Annotated in this window: 11 protein-coding genes and 1 rRNA gene; 5 read left to right on the forward strand and 7 right to left on the reverse strand. The window is 55.0% G+C overall.

What is annotated here, in order from left to right:
• Nucleotides 1-14: 14 nt before the first annotated feature.
• On the reverse strand, nt 15-2,567 hold the full coding sequence (locus B3X29_RS12560) for an autotransporter domain-containing protein (protein WP_236560476.1): 2,553 nt from the start codon (nt 2,565-2,567) through the stop codon (nt 15-17).
• A 515-nt stretch (nt 2,568-3,082) separates the two neighbouring features.
• Here B3X29_RS12560 and B3X29_RS12565 point away from each other — a divergent pair.
• Entirely contained in the window at nt 3,083-4,630 is a 1,548-nt protein-coding gene (locus tag B3X29_RS12565) for a methyl-accepting chemotaxis protein (protein ID WP_103176950.1), read from the forward strand.
• Here B3X29_RS12565 and fucR read toward each other — a convergent pair.
• From fucR to B3X29_RS12590, 5 genes are all read right to left on the reverse strand, one after another.
• Nucleotides 4,627-5,343 carry an L-fucose operon activator gene (fucR, locus tag B3X29_RS12570; RefSeq protein ID WP_156655221.1) on the reverse strand — a complete coding sequence of 239 codons (717 nt, stop codon included), beginning with the start codon at nt 5,341-5,343 and terminating at the stop codon, nt 4,627-4,629. The two genes, B3X29_RS12565 and fucR, sit on opposite strands and share 4 nt — an antisense overlap.
• On the reverse strand, nt 5,340-6,323 hold the full coding sequence (locus B3X29_RS12575) for a sensor domain-containing diguanylate cyclase (RefSeq protein ID WP_159339953.1): 984 nt from the start codon (nt 6,321-6,323) through the stop codon (nt 5,340-5,342). The genes fucR and B3X29_RS12575 overlap by 4 nt, the downstream gene beginning before the upstream one ends.
• A 176-nt stretch (nt 6,324-6,499) precedes the next feature.
• Nucleotides 6,500-6,832, reverse strand: coding sequence for a glycine zipper family protein (locus B3X29_RS12580; protein WP_103176947.1), 333 nt, complete (start codon nt 6,830-6,832; stop codon nt 6,500-6,502).
• Between the two features lie 140 nt (nt 6,833-6,972).
• Nucleotides 6,973-7,842, reverse strand: a complete 870-nt coding sequence (gene yghU, locus B3X29_RS12585) for a glutathione-dependent disulfide-bond oxidoreductase (protein WP_103176946.1) — start codon at nt 7,840-7,842, stop codon at nt 6,973-6,975.
• A 181-nt stretch (nt 7,843-8,023) separates the two neighbouring features.
• Nucleotides 8,024-11,023, reverse strand: a complete 3,000-nt coding sequence (locus B3X29_RS12590) for an autotransporter outer membrane beta-barrel domain-containing protein (protein ID WP_159339954.1) — start codon at nt 11,021-11,023, stop codon at nt 8,024-8,026.
• A 187-nt stretch (nt 11,024-11,210) separates the two neighbouring features.
• On the opposite strand from B3X29_RS12590, the gene B3X29_RS12595 reads away from it, so the two are divergent.
• A complete protein-coding gene (locus B3X29_RS12595; protein WP_159339955.1) occupies nt 11,211-12,050 on the forward strand; it encodes an alpha/beta hydrolase in 840 nt (279 codons plus the stop codon).
• Between the two features lie 36 nt (nt 12,051-12,086).
• Nucleotides 12,087-12,806, forward strand: coding sequence for a GntR family transcriptional regulator (locus tag B3X29_RS12600; RefSeq protein ID WP_156655217.1), 720 nt, complete (start codon nt 12,087-12,089; stop codon nt 12,804-12,806).
• On the opposite strand, the gene B3X29_RS12605 is transcribed toward B3X29_RS12600, so the two are convergent.
• Nucleotides 12,794-13,993, reverse strand: coding sequence for an enolase C-terminal domain-like protein (locus B3X29_RS12605; protein WP_103176942.1), 1,200 nt, complete (start codon nt 13,991-13,993; stop codon nt 12,794-12,796). The genes B3X29_RS12600 and B3X29_RS12605 overlap by 13 nt on opposite strands.
• Before the next feature lie 274 nt (nt 13,994-14,267).
• On the opposite strand from B3X29_RS12605, the gene B3X29_RS12610 reads away from it, so the two are divergent.
• Entirely contained in the window at nt 14,268-15,641 is a 1,374-nt protein-coding gene (locus B3X29_RS12610) for a PTS transporter subunit EIIC (protein WP_159339956.1), read from the forward strand.
• Nucleotides 15,642-16,089: 448 nt separating this feature from the next.
• Nucleotides 16,090-16,287 (forward strand): 16S ribosomal RNA (locus tag B3X29_RS12615); the annotation flags it as partial.

The raw sequence follows: 16,287 nt of genomic DNA on the forward strand, positions 1-16,287 counted from the left end.
GGTAGGCGTGGTCATCAGAAGCTGTAGCTCATACCTGCCTGAACACTGGCGTCGTTATCGACATCGCCCGTGCCATAGTAAATGCCGGTATTTACCGAGAAGTTGTGCGCGATAGTGGCATTCACACCCGCACCAAACATTCCCATGCTGTTGTTATGACCTGCGGTGTTGTGATAATCCGCTGCCTGGATATCGGTATCATCGCTGAACTCTTTCTGCACGCGGGCATCCAGCCATGGCATGATCTGCACGTTTTTGTTCAGATCGGTCAGGGTGGTGGTCAGACGCAGACCCGCGCCGCCGTTCCAGGAGGAGACCTGGCTGTCAGCAAAGGTCACTTCTCTGTCGGAGAAGCCGTTAGCTTTGGTCTCATCCCAGCCGAGGATGGCGTATGGTTGCAGCACGGTTTCGCCTGGCAGCAGCACGTTCACCCCGGTACGAGCCTGAGCCATATACAGGCTACCGTCTGTGGAGCCGTGCAGCGCTTCGGTCATGCCGCTGGTGTCGCCAGTGACGTTATGCGCGGAGAGGGAGTAGCGCATATCGCCATAGCTGAAGCTGGCGTCGGCGAACATGCCCCACTGACGACCGTTCAGCGCCTGCTGCCAGCCGCCATACAGGCTGTAGTAGTTACCATAGACGGTGTCCTTGAAGCTGTCCGGGCCGTTGGCGGTATCTTCAACGCGGCTACGGGTCCAGGCCAGTGCCACGCCGCCGGTTACGCTGTCCCCGTTAGCGAGGTACGCCGTCCAGTCAACGCCACCCTGTGCGCCCTGAGTGATGCTTTTGTAATCCACATCGTTGCTGAAGTTACCGTTCTGATAGAGGAAGTCTCCCCACAGCTGGGCCCCTTCCTGCTGTTCACCTGTCAGGCCAGCAAAGTGCAGGCGATCCAAATGGCTGGCGATGTCATCAGTGACCTGATGGCCCGCCTGTTCGGCTGCATCCAGCCCGGCGACTAATCCCTGGACATCGCTGGCCAGTGCGCCGCGGGAGCTGTTAAAAACAATATTCCAGTCCTGGCTGTTATCGCCAGGCACAATGCTCAGAGCATTGTTGTAGTTATAAGCTGCGCTGCGGTTTTCAACCTGCTGCTGACCGTTGCTGAAGGTCGCATTGGCGGCCGTTTCCGGCGTGGTGGTTGCCGTAGTCGTGGTAAAGGACCCCAGCACGATGTTCTGCTGATTGAGCGCCGAAGAGGTAATGTTATTGACTACCACAGCGTTACGGGAGCCGGTGATCTGGCCGAAGTTAACCCGGCTATCGGTGCTCATGTTCACTACGGCATTACTACCCGTGGTGTCGGCGGTCAGGGTGGAGCCGTTTTGCAGACTCCATGTAGTTGAATCGTTAATGGTGTCGAGGCTGATGCTGTTATCGCTGGTGGTATTCACAGTTTCAAACTGATTAATTTGCCCGGAAATAGAGCTACCCGCATCCATCGACAGGGTATCGTTGCCGTCTCCGCCGCTGACATTACCGGTGACGTGGGAATCATTCACCAGGACCACCGTATCATCGCCTGCGCCGGTCGTAATATTGCCGTCAACGTTAGCACCGTTTTGCAGAGTAATGGTGGTATCGCCACTGTTCTGGCTGGCATTCAGGTCGCCATTAATGGTGCTGTTATCCACCAGAACGGTATTGGTGGAGTTACCGTCCAGCGTCACATTGCCGTTCACGACGCTGTTATTGGTGAATGACAGGTTGGTCTGGCCTTTTTCGTTAATAACCCCGATGTCGCCGGTCACGGTGCTGTTGTTCAGTGCCAGCGTATCCTGAGTGGTACCGTACAATGCCACTGCCAGATCGCTAAAGGCATCAACGTTGATATTCTGGAAGGGCTGGTACTGGCTCAGTGTTTCTACGATGGTATCGAGATTTTGCGCCACCTGGCTGTTAGTTGCATCCACGCTGGCGTTCGTCAGGGTAAGGGAGGTATCTGATTTATCGCTGCCGACGTAAATACCGCCATTATCCATGATGCTGTCGCTCATGGCGATGGTTTGGGTGCCCTGACCGGCGCTGATAATACTGCCATGCAGTGCGCTGCCGTTGCTGATATTCACGTCGTGGTACCCTGCATCGAGCGGGTCGAGATAGATGGCGGCGCCCATCATATAATCTTTGTCTCGCTGATAGGCCCCGTCGCTGTTCTGGCCGTTCAGCGTGGAGTCATTGACGTTGATCGTTGTATTGGTGGTCTTGAATGCGGAACCGACTTCAATCATATCCACTTTGGCATTGTCAGTGACGTTAATATTCACGGTACCGCCATTGCTTCCCTGAATATAATAACCGGACATGTCCGTACCTGTCACAGTTAAGGTCTGCGTATCGCCTGTTTTACGGTCACCATCCATATAAATATTGGTTGCTGTTTCATTTGCCATAACGGCATCAGTGACCCCTGGATCCTGATAGAAACTGCCGTCCGGATATTCTTTCAGGCCGCAGGTCTGGGTGGTGTCACCATTCTGGCAAGGCGTCGCAGGGGTCTCGCCTGCCTGGGCAGCAAACGAGGCAAGTGACAGTAATACACACTGTGACAACAAGGTCCTTTTCATTGAAATACGCATTTCTTCATCTCTTATAACCGGATCAAAGTGAATTCTTTTTAAACCAGATATGCGTAATTAAGAACTTTCTCAGACGAAAATGGTGTAATGAAATTTGAAATTATATCAAGCCATTAAATGACCATTTTTATAAAAACAAATGATTGTTTTTTCTAAATATATCTGTTTTGTGAATGTTACAGTTTTATTAACGTACAAAAAGTAAGACTTTTTCCGCTTGAACAGGAAAATTCTCTGTCAAGAGAGATCGGAGGACTAACCCTTTAGAGTTATGTGGATTATGAATGGAGAGCCTGATTTACATTTGTAAATTTTATGAAATCTAATATCACGTTATTTAGAGGGGTATTTGTCCTGGCGTGATTATCCTTTTCCGGCCCGGTAAACAGAAATGAAAAGTTTTATAAAAATAACCAGGAAAAGGTATTGCTTCGCCTTTTCTTGCCGATAACGAGGGTAATACTCGCCTCCGGGCGACATCTCCCTCAGGCAAGGAAAGAGTTATGCGTATATTTCGTAATCTTACAATCCGGTTCGTGATGCTGACGATTCTGGGTATCTTCTGTTTAATGTGGGCGGGCGTGGGATTGTATGGCTCATGGGCGCTCTCCCGCGTGGCGGATGGCAATGAGGTCGATCGCCAGCTGGTCAGACAGATGACGGTGCTCAGCCAGGGCAACGATCAATACTTCCGTTTTGTTACCCGGCTGAGCCGCGCGATGGAGACGCAGGCGGCAGGCGGCAAGGCCGATTTTGCCGCTGTACAGCAGGCGCTGGATACCATGAGCATCAGGCTCGACGAGCTGAAAGCCATGTCGCCGGGGCCAATGGATGCCGACGTCTCCGCCCGGGTGATCGCCAGCTGGCAGGCGTTGCTGGATAACGGCGTTAAGCCCCAGATGCAGCTGGCTCAGCAGGGCAACCTTGAGGGCTATCGCCAGCAGGCGAACAATGTCACCCCACCGCTAAGCCGCGCCTTTGGCGAGAGCGCCGGACAGTTCAATAAGGCCGCCGACACGATCCTCGACACCACCCGGGTGACGGTGGATGGCTTCACCAGCACTACCCGCACGGTAATGATTACCGCAACGATTATCGGCCTGCTGATCCTGCTGTTCGCTGACCGTTATCTGGTTGCCATGCTGGTGAAACCTCTTGAGCAGCTCCGCCACCATTTCCGCCTGATTGCGCAGGGGGATCTTAGCCAGCCGATCGCGCCTTTTGGCCGTAACTGTGTGGGCCAGCTGGTACCGTTGCTGACGGCGATGCAGGAGAGCCTGCGCGAGGCGGTGAGCACCATCCGCAACGGCAGCGAGAACATCTGGCGCGGGGCGACGGAGATCTCCAGCGGCAATAACGATCTCTCGTCCCGTACCGAAGAGCAGGCAGCGGCGCTGGAAGAGACCGCCGCCAGCATGGAGCAGCTCACCGCCACGGTGAAGCTCAACGCGGATAATGCCCGTCAGGCCAGCGAGTTGGCGGACGTCGCCTCTGTCAGCGCCAGTCGCGGCGGCGCGCTGGTGGAAAATGTGGTCAGTACCATGACCGGGATCTCCATCAGTTCGAAGAAGATTGCGGAGATCACCAGCGTCATCAACAGCATCGCCTTCCAGACCAATATTCTGGCCCTCAACGCGGCGGTGGAAGCGGCGCGGGCGGGCGAGCAGGGGCGTGGCTTTGCGGTGGTAGCCGGTGAGGTACGGAATCTCGCCAGCCGCAGCGCGAACGCGGCAAAAGAGATCGAGGGGTTAATCTCTGACTCCGTCTCCCGCGTGGAGGAGGGGGCCAAACTGGTGACCGAGACTGGCACCACCATGGAGGCGGTGCTGCGCGACATTACTGGCGTCACCACCATCATGAAGCAGATTGCCAGCGCCTCGGAAGAGCAGAGCAAAGGCATTTCGCAGGTTGGGGTGGCGATCACCCAGATGGACGGCGTGACCCAGCAGAATGCCTCGCTGGTGGAGCAGGTGTCGGCGGCGGCTTCCGCACTGGAGCGCCAGACCGAAGAGCTGCAACGTTCGGTGCAGAAATTCCGTCTGGCAGACTAACGCCGGGCAAGCTGCGCGTCGCTGATCAATTGCGTCACCTGCGACAGGTGACCAATTTTCACTTCGCTGGAGCGCTGAAACTTGCTTTTGTCGATCAGCAGCAGCGACTGGCTGGCGCGGCCCAGCAGCTGCGATTTAAACCCGGCGCTGTGCGGGGTGGGATCCCACATCACACCCTGCTCATCCACCCCTTCACACGAGAAGATAAACAGGTCAATTTCCAGCGATTTCAGCAGCGTCACCAGGGCCGGATTCACATAGCAGCGGTATTTGCGCTCCAGCGTCCCGCCCGAGCAGATCAGGGTGATGCGCTCGCGCTTCGCCATCTCATGACAGATGGGCAGGCTGTTGGTAAAGACCGTCAGGGCGATATCCGGCAGCTGCCGCGCCAGGTGAAAGCAGGTTGAGCTGGCATCCAGGGCCAGCGTCATGCCTTCGCTGACCCAGTCCAGCGCATGACGGGCGATATCGGCTTTATCCGCGTAGTGACTTTTCAACCGCGCGCCAAAGGGCTCTCCGCCGTCGCGGTGATCCGGGTGGATCGCCCGCGCCCGCCCGTGATGGCGCACGATCTTGCCCTGCTGCTGCAGCAGTTTCAGATCGCGCCGAATCGTCTCTTTACTCACGCCAAGCGCGGCGGCCAGCGCCTCTGTTGTCAGCCAGTCGGAGGCCGCCAGCAGGCGGATAAGATCCTGATGACGGGAGCTTTTCATGGTTCTGTTCCGGTACGGGTGAAGGCGAGCGGCGTCTGGCCAATCGCCACGCCGTTTTTGCCGGTGTGCTTAATCTGGTACATCGATCGGTCGGCACGGCGCAGGGCATTGACGAAATCATCCTGCTCCAGCACTTCGTCAATCCCTACCGAGGCGCCGACCTGCGCCTGGCCATTATCCAGCTCGAACGGCGTCAGCGCCGCCTGCAGACAACGGTGGGCGGTGCTGTTCACCCGCACACTGGAAAGCGGGAAAGGCAACAGTAGCACGAACTCATCGCCACCCAGGCGGCCAACGATGGCCTCCGGCGGACAGGCATCGCGCAGGCGCTGGCTGAGCTGGATCAGCAGCTCATCGCCGCTGCGATGACCAAAGGTGTCGTTCACCGTTTTAAAATCATCAAGATCGATAAAAGCGATGCTGAGCGGCCCCTGGGCCTTAAGCTGGGCGAAGTGCTTAAGCAATGCGTGACGGTTGGCAAGGCCAGTGAGCGGATCGTGATTAGCCAGCTGGGCCAGTTGCTCTTCGTACTGCTTCTCTTTGGTCATGTCGATATGGGTGCCGGTCACCTTCAGGGGGTTGCCGTTTTCATCCCAGTCCGTCACCCGTCCGCGGTCCAGCACCCAGGTGACGGTGCCGTTTTTGTGCTGCATGCGGTGCAGCGCTTCATAGAAGGGCGTTTTGCCGTGCAGGTGATCGTAGAAGGCATCCAGCACGTTCTGTTTGTCATCCGGATGCAGATGCTCACGCCAGATCTCAAACTGCGCATTCAGCTCCTTGGGCTGATAGCCCAGCATCGCACCCCAGCGGCGGTTATAGATAATCAGCTTGCCGGTAGGAACGTCGAGCTGCCATAAACAGAGACCGGTTCCGTCGAGCGCAGCACTGAGCTTGTTTCGGGCGTCACGCGCCAGCCTGGCAAGCCGGGCATTGTGCTTTTTGAGATTCTGAATCTGTTGTTTCAGCGCCTTTTCTGACATGCGAATAATCTGAAGAAAGAAATTATTGATGCCAGTTTACTGGATGGAAGTAAATATGGTGTTGAAAAAAGAGAGGGATTTGCGTTAAGGCTTATATTGAAGGTCTTATAAACAGCCAGGAAATAAGAAATGAGGGGCCTGAAAAAGCCAGGTGGAATAATCACCTGGCATTTTTATTAGTGGGTCGCTTCGCCGACCAGGCCGCCCGCCCCTGCGCCAAGGGCGGCGCCTTTGAGAACGCTATTGCCGGTTACGGCGGCTGCACCAGCCCCTACAGCGGCACCAATGGCTCCCCCCTTACGCGCGGCTTTGCCTTTCTCACCGTTTTTAAACATTGCCCCGGTACCCGCGCCAACCACCGCGCCACCGACGGTGGATTTTACGCTTTTCCCGGCTACTGCGCCGATGGTGGCACCCACCAGCGCCCCGGTAGCGGTTTTATCTGCCGCCAGGCTGGTAGCAGAGAAGATCAGCGCGCCGATCATCAAAGTGATTTTCATGGTTTTCATGGCTGTTCCCTTATAAATATGCAGTGAGACGTTGGGGATACTGCCAGCTGCGCGGTTTGCCAGGTAGGCCAATAATGCCGTAGTGGGGAAACTCAACGTAATCTGACCGTCGCCGGGCGGTGGCCCGCCCGGCACAGGGGTTAGCCCTGACGTTTATCTTCAGTGTTGGTATCAAAATCGCTTGCCGCATGGCGCTCATGCAGCTGTTCGCTCAGCTCGCCATTGGTGCGGTTGACGATACGCCCGCGCTTCACCGCCGGACGGCTGGCGACATCCTTCGCCCAGCGCTGAACGTTCTTGTAGCTTTCGGCATCGAGGAACTCTGCCGCGCCGTAAACCTGGCCCAGCGCCACGCTGCCAAACCACGGCCAGATGGCAATGTCGGCGATGGTGTACTCTTCACCCGCCACGTAGCGACCCCGCGCCAGCTGTTTATCCAGCACGTCGAACAGACGTTTGGCTTCCATGGTGAAGCGGTCAATGGCGTACTCGATTTTTACCGGGGCATAGTGATAGAAGTGGCCGAAACCGCCGCCAAGGAACGGGGCAGCGCCCTGCAGCCAGAATAGCCAGTTCAGGGTTTCCACTCGTCCAGCCGGATCTTTTGGCAGGAAGTGGCCGAACTTTTCCGCCAGATAGAGCAGGATATTGCCGGACTCAAACACCCGGGTTGGCGGCGTGGTGGAGTGGTCGCGCAGGGCCGGAATTTTAGAGTTCGGGTTGACCTCAACAAACCCGCTTGAGAACTGATCGCCTTCGCCGATGCGGATCAGCCATGCATCATATTCCGCACCGGTGACGCCGAGCGCCAGCAGCTCTTCCAGCAGAATAGTGACCTTCTGGCCGTTTGGCGTACCCAGTGAATAAAGCTGCAACGGATGTGAACCGACCGGCAGGGTTTTCTCGTGAGTGGCGCCTGAGATTGGGCGGTTGATGCTGGCGAACGCGCCGCCGCTGTTGTTCTGCTTCCATTCCCAGACTTTCGCTGGCTGGTAGTTATTCTCGGACATGTTGATCTGCCTTTTTGTGGAGGTGTTGAGGCAGTGTAGCAGCTGTTCCGTGAACGGTTTAACGAACTGAGCGCATAAGATTATGCGCTCAACGGGATGCCTGCTGGTGTGCTAAAAACATAATGTTTTACCCGGGTAAAAAAACGGGGCCCCTGAGGGCCCCGTTGAAGGGACATAATAATCAGAACGACTTGCGTAAACGCAGGCTGAAAGTATGCGCCTGGTAACGATCGCCGGCCTGCAGGTCGTAACGCGCGTCAAAGCTCAGATCGTTGGCGTCGTAGAGCGTGGTGCCGATAGCTACGCTGGCCATATCTTTCACCGGTGAAGCTCCTTTGGTGATAAAGCTGGTTTCACCCACGGCATCGGCGGCATAGGTCGCATGGCTGCTGACCTGGCGGTTATCGTACTGGTGGATCCAGGAGAGCTGGGCAAACGGCGTCAGATTACCCAGACCGGTGGAAAAGCTCTTCTCCAGGCGGGCGCCGATATCGCTGACTACCGACTGCGTATGGGTGCTGCTGACATCCAGCGCCATCCCATTGCCGCCAGTTTCGCTGTAGCCCTCCACATGCTGATAACCGTAGGTCAGGCCCGCGAGCGGGGTCAGTACCACGTCGGCTGGCAGCGTGATCGGGTAACCCAGCTCGCTTTGCAGAGTGACCGACTGGCCGTTGAACTTGCCGTGCGCCGCGCCGGAGAAACCGGTGAAATCGGCGCGGCGAACGGAGCTGTAGTTCTGACGGTTCAGGCCCGCGGAGAGGTTCAGATACCACGGATTGCCGGTGTAGGCCGCATAACCAATCACCCCATAGTTATCGGCGGTGGAGTTGTTGCCGCTCAGGTTGTCTTTACCATGTACGGAGGTGTTGCTGTAGTTCAGCGCCGCGCCCAGACGCCAGGCGTCACCCAGGGCACGGTCGGCACCGATGATCAGGCCGCCAAATTTCGCTGAGTAACCGCTCACGTCGTCACTGCTCTGCTGGCGGGCATAACCGCCGAACGGCTGACCCCAGACAATCCAGTTTTCTGCGTAGTCATCACCGGTTGCCACCCCGCTCACGCCGGAGGCCTGTGGATTACGCACGGCATCGATGTGAGCACCCACTACGGCCTGAGCGGTAGAGATGGCAACGGTTGCCGCTGAGCTGGTGTTGAGATTCTGGCTGGTAGAGAGACGCTCGCCAACGCGGTTCGCCTCTTGTTTACCTTCAATTGCCAGCGAGGCGTTATACAAATTCAGCAGTTGCGGTGAGGCGATACCGGAGTAGCTCGCCAGCCCGCCCAGTGACGCGGTAGCGCTTGGGATAGTGGCATAGCCCCGTTTGGTCGGCTGAGCAGGTGTGGGTTCCGCTGGCGCAGGCTGGGTCGGCTGTGCCGGGGTCGTAACGACCGGCGGGGCGATCTCAGGCTCGGTCACCACAGGCGGGGTCACTTCTGGCGTCGGCTCAGGCTGCGGCTGCGGCTGGGGCTGTGGCTCTACCGGATCGGGAGTGACCGGCTCTGCGCCCAGGGTTAACACCAGCGCCTTGCTCGTCGCATCTTCATACACGGTGCCGTTGACCGCACCACGGTAGCCGAGCGCTTTATAGTTCAGCTGATCGGCATGGTAGTCGGTCTGGGCGCCACTGGCGTTGATGACCACATAGCGCTGCCCTTCAGCGAACTTATAGGTGCTGCCGGTGCGCAGCAGATTGATGCTTGAGCCCGCGTCGATAGTGGCATTACCGCTGACGTTCAGACGACCATATCCGGCGTCGGCAAGCACATCGCCGTTAGCCTCGGCCAGATCGGAGATGCCGGAGATGAGCGTTGCGGCCGCTTTCTGATGATAATCACCCAGAATGTTGATGCTGTTATTGACCTGAAGGGACGCGGCTTCGTTCAGTACGGTGCCGGTCGTCACTTCAATGTCGTCGCTCATCTGCATTGCCATCAGGCCATACTCAGGGATAACGCTAAACGTGCTGACATTATCGTTGAGCAGCAGCGAGCCGCTGCCAAATGTGACATTAGAGCCAGTAATGGTGCCCGTCGCGCCGTCGATGCCGGTCAGCGTGCCCATGGTGGTGCCACCGTTAAGAGTTAATGGTGCCGTGCTGGTGGAGTAAATATCACCGGTAATGGTGCCGGTATTGGTGAGGGTTACCGTGTCACTATTATTACCGTTAACAAACAGGGCATAGCCCCCGCCGCTTAAAAGGCCGTTATTGACGATCTCCGTGTTGCCCTGGTTGTTGTAGTTCCAGATGTAAATCCCGCTCCAGTTACCCGAGATTTCACCGTTGTTCACAATGGAGCCAATAACGCTGTTGTTATTGCTGTTGTTATAGACAGCGGTGTCGTTGGCGGTGATGTTACCGTTATTAACAAGGGTATTAAGGGTGCCGGAGTTGATAATGCCGAAGGAGCTGCCGTTAATCTTCTCATCATTAACGATAGCGTTAATGATGCCCTGGTTGATAATCCCGGAGCTGCCGTAATAATCGGTCGTGCCGCCTTCAATTGTTCCGGTGTTATGCAGGGAGCCAATCGTCCCGCTGTTAAAAATGGCCCCTTTTTGCCCCATGAATATGCCGTTATCGTTATTCACAGAAGAGATAAGGCCGGCATTATTTAGGTTGTCGATGGTGCCCTGATTGTTGATGCCGCGATAGCCCACAATCTTGCCATCCACGGCATTAACCAGGGTGCCGATAGTCCCGGCATTGCTCAAGGTACCGTTGTTGTTATACCCGAAAAGGTTGTAAGAGCCAGGAACTCTCTCGAGCGTGCCGCTGTTAATGAAGGTGTTAATCACCCCCGTCGCACCCACCGCCACGACGCTGCCGTTTTGATACAGGCTCTGGCTGGAGATGGTGCCGTTATTGTTTAGCGTATCTATTGTTCCATCAATCTGAACAATATTGTTGTTTAACAATAAAGGGTTATCAACGGTGTCGCTAATCATCCCATCATTGGTAAGTGTCGTTACAGTGACGCCCGCGTTCACGGTTAAGGCATTGGTAGGGGTGCCGGTGATACTTCCCGCATGGGTAATATGCACCAGCTCTTTTCCGTCAGCGATCTGAATATTACTCGTTGGCGTGTCGATAATTAACTCGGGAGACGTTGCGAAGGCGTGCGCAGCCGTCGATGCAACCAGCAGGGAGATCAGCTGGCTAAGGCGTTTCTTTTCCATGGTATTCCGTCATAAGTAGCGATGATTGTGCAAAGGTTGTGGCGATCTCTTCGGATTAATCCGATATCTTCGGGCGCAGAATATACAATTCGTTGCTGAAAACAATAAGTCCTGCTTAATTATTTCAGGGAGAATTTATTGCATATTTTTTGTAATGTTTATAATTTGACTTAAGGCTGGTGGCGGAATGAGGATATATCCTCACTTATTGCAGGGAACGGTATTGATTAATTTATCTTTATTATTGGCGGGATGTATTTCAGCCAATCCGCAGGGTGCCGTACAAAAAATCGCCAGGGAGAGTGGTCTGATCAGTGAGAAGTTTGATACAGATCCCTTCCCGATTACCAGCTGGCATCGAATCACGCCTCCGGTTGTTTCGTTGCGGGTCTATATCGAGGGGGATGGCTTTGCCTGGAAAAACCGCTTCACACCCTCGGATAATCCGACACCTCGTAATCCAGTTGGCCTGATGCTGGCGGCGGCGGATAGCCATGCCAATGTGCTTTATCTGGCCCGGCCCTGCCAGTTTATCGGGCCGCCTTTGCCGGCGCACTGCCGTGTAAATATCTGGACGCAGGATCGTTTTTCACCTGCGGTCATTGATGCGATGAATGAGGCGCTCAGCCAGATGGTGAAGCGTTATCCCGGCGTGAAGCTCGATTTGGTTGGCTACTCCGGGGGCGGTAATATCGCCGCGCTGTTAGCCGAACGACGGAATGATGTGCGCTCTCTGCGCACGGTGGCGGGCAATCTCGACGTGGCGTATGTCAATGCCCTGCACCGTGTCAGTCCGATGCCCGAGGCGGAAAGCGCTATTGATCGTGCGCCTACGCTTCGCGTCCTGCCACAGATCCACTACAGTGGAGAAGCCGATACCACCGTGCCGCCCGCCGTCGCCAGACGTTTTCAACAGGCGGTGGGGGGGAACTGTGTGCAAACGGAGGTGGTCAGCGGGTTGGGGCATGGCTCCGACTGGGCGGTAGTCTGGCCGCGCTTGCTGGCACAAGATTTGCCGGAGTGTTGAGGTGCGATCAACGTTGAGTGACTTCAGGATGGAACAATGAAAAAGAAAGAGTTTGTGACCCAGGATCTGTTGAGCAAAATCTATCAGGACACCACGGCAGGGCCACGTAAACTTCCTCCTGAAAGACAGCTGGCCGAAGAGTATGGCGTCTCGCGTTTCACCATCCGCCAGGCGCTGGAAAAACTGGTCAGTATTGGCGTGGTGCGGATCGTGCAGGGCTCGGGGATCTGGATCAACGAGCATGCACGCAATAATCCGCTGATTTATAATTCGATCACGGAAAAGCGATTCGATCAGATGCGTTACCGGATGATTAGCCTGCATAAGAGGAGGCCCGATCGCGCGGCGCAGCAGATCTTCGGCATCGATGAAGAGAGTTTTATCTGGCACTTTTGCCGCCTGCGCTACGTCGATGACCAGCCCGTACAGCTGGAAGTGTCCAGCATGCCGGCCGCCGATTTCCCCGATCTTAATCAGCAGGCGATTGAGCGTTCCATTCAGCAGTACGTCTTAAATAAAGGAATGATCATTTCCCATATGCTGACCACCTACCGGGCGGTCAGCGTCAGCCGGGAGCAGGCGGTAATACTGGGCTGCAAAAAAGGCAGCCCAGCAATGCATATTAATAATCGTGGAATACTGGAGGGGGGTCGGGTCTTTGAGGTGAGCGATATTATTGATATCAACTACACCTGCACCTGGGTCAGCCCGTATAACCGCGATAATTTAGCCTGGCGACAACATCAGGGCGTGTGAATCGAGCCGTCCGGCAGGCGGCTTTGCGTCCATTCATGCGGGCGATAAACCAACGGATAGGCCAGAGCTCGCTCTTCATTGAAGGCGGTGCCGATGCCGGGCGCTGTCGGCGGATAAACAAACCCGTCTTTCACCTCAGGCGCGCCAGGGAATACGCTGTCGGTGGCGGCAGAACGCGGAATAAATTCCTGAATGGCGGCATTATGCAAATGAATGTTCAGGTGCGTATTTACCGCCACGCCGATAGGGGTCATATCGCCGGGGCCATGCCAGGCGAGACGCACGCCGAAGGCCTGACAGAGATGCGCAAGCTTCAGCGCCGGTGTAATGCCGCCAATCTGCGAGATGTGGCAGCGAATAAAGTCGATGCGGCGGTTCACAATCAGCTCGTGCCATTCAGCGGGATTATTGAAGAGCTCGCCCATCGCCAGCGGCACGCAGCTCTGCTGGCGAACCTGTTCCAGCCAGGCACTCTGCTGCGGCGGTAAAATATCTTCAATAAAGTAGGGTTGGTAAGGCTCAAGTTGTTTTGCCAGTTGCACCGCCTGCTGCGGGAATAATCGCTCATGAACGTCGTGTAAGAAATGGAGTTTCCAGCCATATTTTTCGCGCAGGGTGCGGAACATCTCCACGGTATTCGCGATGTATTCATGCTGATCGAACCAGGCCCCTGACGTCGGATTTTCCGGGGCATGTAACGCCGATGGCGTTCCGCCATAAAAACCAAGCTGGCAGCGGATATGCCGATAGCCTTGCGCCACCAGTTTATCAACGGAGGCAAAGAGTTCCTCCAGCGTTTCGCCGCTGGCGTGGCTGTAAGCCGGGATCGCATCACGGGCTTTTCCACCCAGCAGCTGATAAAGCGGCATTCCGGCCAGTTGCCCTTTAATATCCCACAGAGCCATATCCACGCCTGAAATCGCGTTGTTCATTGCCGGACCGTTACGCCAGTAAGCGTTAACGTTCATCATTTGCCACAGATCTTCGATGTTATTGGCATCCCGGCCGATGAGCAGCGGCTTAAGGTACTCATCCACCAGGGTTTTCACCGCCAGCGGGCGTTGCTGGAAGGTGGCGCAACCGTGTCCAATGGGCCCGTTTTCGGTGGTGACGCGCACGGTCACCAGGTTATGTCGGTCCGGGCGCGTAATAAAACACTCGATATTTTTGATAATCACAGGCGTCACGAAAAACTCCTTTGCTGCGCTGTGGAAATACGGAATGGGAATATCATCGCCCCAAAAATGTTTACAGGTAAACCATTTTTTTATTATTTATTTTGGTCAGTTATTTTATTCTATTTTAATTAAAAGCCGTACCAATTGTGCATTGCATATTGTTTTACCGTCTTTTAGATGGTTAAGTGTGAGCGGTGTCAAATTTTATTGGTTTGTTTTGTATGGGGGGGTTAATTATTCTCGGAGCATCAATAAAACAACAACCATACCGGCAGGAGTCTTTATGGGGATGCAAGAAGCCATCAACAATATTATTTATCTGGTCGGCGGCCAGGGGAATATTAATAAAGTCTGGCACTGTATGACGCGGCTACGGTTTGATCTTATCGACGATAACAAAGTTGATCAGACCGCGATAAAAAATCTGCCGGGCGTGCTGGGCGCGCAACTGCAGAGCGATCAGTTTCAGGTGATTATTGGGCCGAAGGTGAACAGCTGGTACGTGCAAATGGTTAAGGTACTCGGTCAAGGGGGCGATCAGGCGCCGACGGCGACGAAGGGGCGTAAAAGTCTGGTCTCCCTCTTTATGGATACCGTCTCGGGCGTGTTTGGCCCGATTGTTCCGGCCATTGCCGGGGCCGGGATGATAAAAGGGCTGCTGGCCGGGCTGATTGCACTGAAGTTGGTATCAGCGAAAAGCGATACTGTTATGGTTATCGACCTGATTGCCAGCGGCGTGTTCTATTTTCTGCCTTTCTTTCTTGCCGTGTCGGCGGCAAAGATCTTCAAAACGAATGAGTATCTTGCCGCGGCGGTTGCCGCCTGTCTGATGTATCCCTCCTTAATAGAAGCAGCGAAAGCCCTGGCGACACATCAGGAAGGGGCGGTCAGCGCGCTCTGGTTAATGAATGCCATACCGGTCTCCGTCTTTAACTATGCCTCGAGCGTCATTCCGGTGATCTTCTCGGTGCTGGCATTAAGCTATATCCATCGCTGGGTAGACAGCATTATGCCGGATGTATTGAAAACCGTGTTCACACCAACGCTTTCCCTCTTTATAGGCGCCCTGGCGGCACTGGTGGTGATCGGCCCCGTGGGCATTTGGCTGGGTAAAGGACTCGCCTTCTTTATAGAAGGACTGTTTGGCGTGTCGGCCAGCTTTGCCGGGCTTATCGTCGGGGCTATCCGTCCGGTGGCGATCCTGACCGGTATGCATCACGCGATGACGCCGATTGCCCTGCAAAACTTCAGCGACCGTGGTTACGACATGCTGATGCCGATGATGTTTATGGCCAATATGGCAATTGCGGGGGCGACATTTGCTATCTGGCGGCTGAGCCGAGACCGTCAGGAGAAGACCGTTACGCTGTCGGCAGCCATCTCTGCGCTGCTGGGGATTACCGAACCGGCACTCTTTGGCGTCCTGACGCGCTACAAGAAAGCTTTTATCGCCGCCACGGTGGCCAGCTCGCTGGCATCAGCCTTTATCGCCTTCTTCGGGGTGCGCCTCTATGGCTATATCCTGTCAAGCATCTTCAGTTTGCCTGCTTATATAGGGCCGTACTTTATCTTTGCTCTGGCGGGTGTGGCGATCTCGCTGGTGCTCTCCTTTATACTTACCACCCTTCTGGTACGCAAAGAACAGGCCGCAGCGTGATTCTGAACCCGCCTTAGCCTCTATATAGTAGAGAATATCAGCATGTTTGTGGATAACTCTGTGGGTAATCAGGTATAAGGCGGGCTTTTGCTGGGGAATGCAGCAGTCAGTCATTTTTATGACATTTAAGGGTTGCGGGCGCCGGAGAACTCCCTATAATGCGCCTCCATCGACACGGCGGATGTGAATCACTTCACACTAACAGCCGGGCCGGTTGAGGAGAAAAGCGAAAATAATCGCTTGACTCTGAAAGAGGAAGGCGTAATATACGCCACCTCGCAACGGTGAGCGAAAGCCACGTTGCACTGCTCTTTAACAATTTATCAGACAATCTGTGTGGGCACTCAAAGTGACATGGATTCTTAATGTCTTCGGACAATAAATGAATACCAAGTCCCTGAGTGAACACGTAATTTATTACGAAGTTTAATTCACGAGCATCAAACTTAAATTGAAGAGATTGATCATGACTCAGATTGAACGCTGGCGGCAGGCCTAACACATGCAAGTTGAACGGTAGCACAGAGAGCTTGCTCTCGGGTGACGAGTGGCGGACGGGTGAGTAATGTCTGGGACACTGCCTGATGGAGGGGGATAACTACTGGAAACGGTAGCTAATACCGCATAATGACGCACGACCAAAGAG

It is taken from the genome of Leclercia sp. UBA5076, assembly GCF_002416465.1.
Classification (GTDB): domain Bacteria; phylum Pseudomonadota; class Gammaproteobacteria; order Enterobacterales; family Enterobacteriaceae; genus Enterobacter.

Coding starts and splice junctions, on each gene's coding strand:
- B3X29_RS12575 (WP_159339953.1), bottom strand. CDS start 6,323: ATGTCAGAAAAGGCGCTGAAACAACAGATTCAGAATCTCAAAAAGCAC.
- B3X29_RS12600 (WP_156655217.1), top strand. CDS start 12,087: ATGAAAAAGAAAGAGTTTGTGACCCAGGATCTGTTGAGCAAAATCTAT.
- B3X29_RS12590 (WP_159339954.1), bottom strand. CDS start 11,023: ATGGAAAAGAAACGCCTTAGCCAGCTGATCTCCCTGCTGGTTGCATCG.
- B3X29_RS12610 (WP_159339956.1), top strand. CDS start 14,268: ATGGGGATGCAAGAAGCCATCAACAATATTATTTATCTGGTCGGCGGC.
- fucR (WP_156655221.1), bottom strand. CDS start 5,343: ATGAAAAGCTCCCGTCATCAGGATCTTATCCGCCTGCTGGCGGCCTCC.
- B3X29_RS12565 (WP_103176950.1), top strand. CDS start 3,083: ATGCGTATATTTCGTAATCTTACAATCCGGTTCGTGATGCTGACGATT.
- B3X29_RS12560 (WP_236560476.1), bottom strand. CDS start 2,567: ATGAAAAGGACCTTGTTGTCACAGTGTGTATTACTGTCACTTGCCTCG.
- B3X29_RS12580 (WP_103176947.1), bottom strand. CDS start 6,832: ATGAAAACCATGAAAATCACTTTGATGATCGGCGCGCTGATCTTCTCT.
- B3X29_RS12595 (WP_159339955.1), top strand. CDS start 11,211: ATGAGGATATATCCTCACTTATTGCAGGGAACGGTATTGATTAATTTA.
- yghU (WP_103176946.1), bottom strand. CDS start 7,842: ATGTCCGAGAATAACTACCAGCCAGCGAAAGTCTGGGAATGGAAGCAG.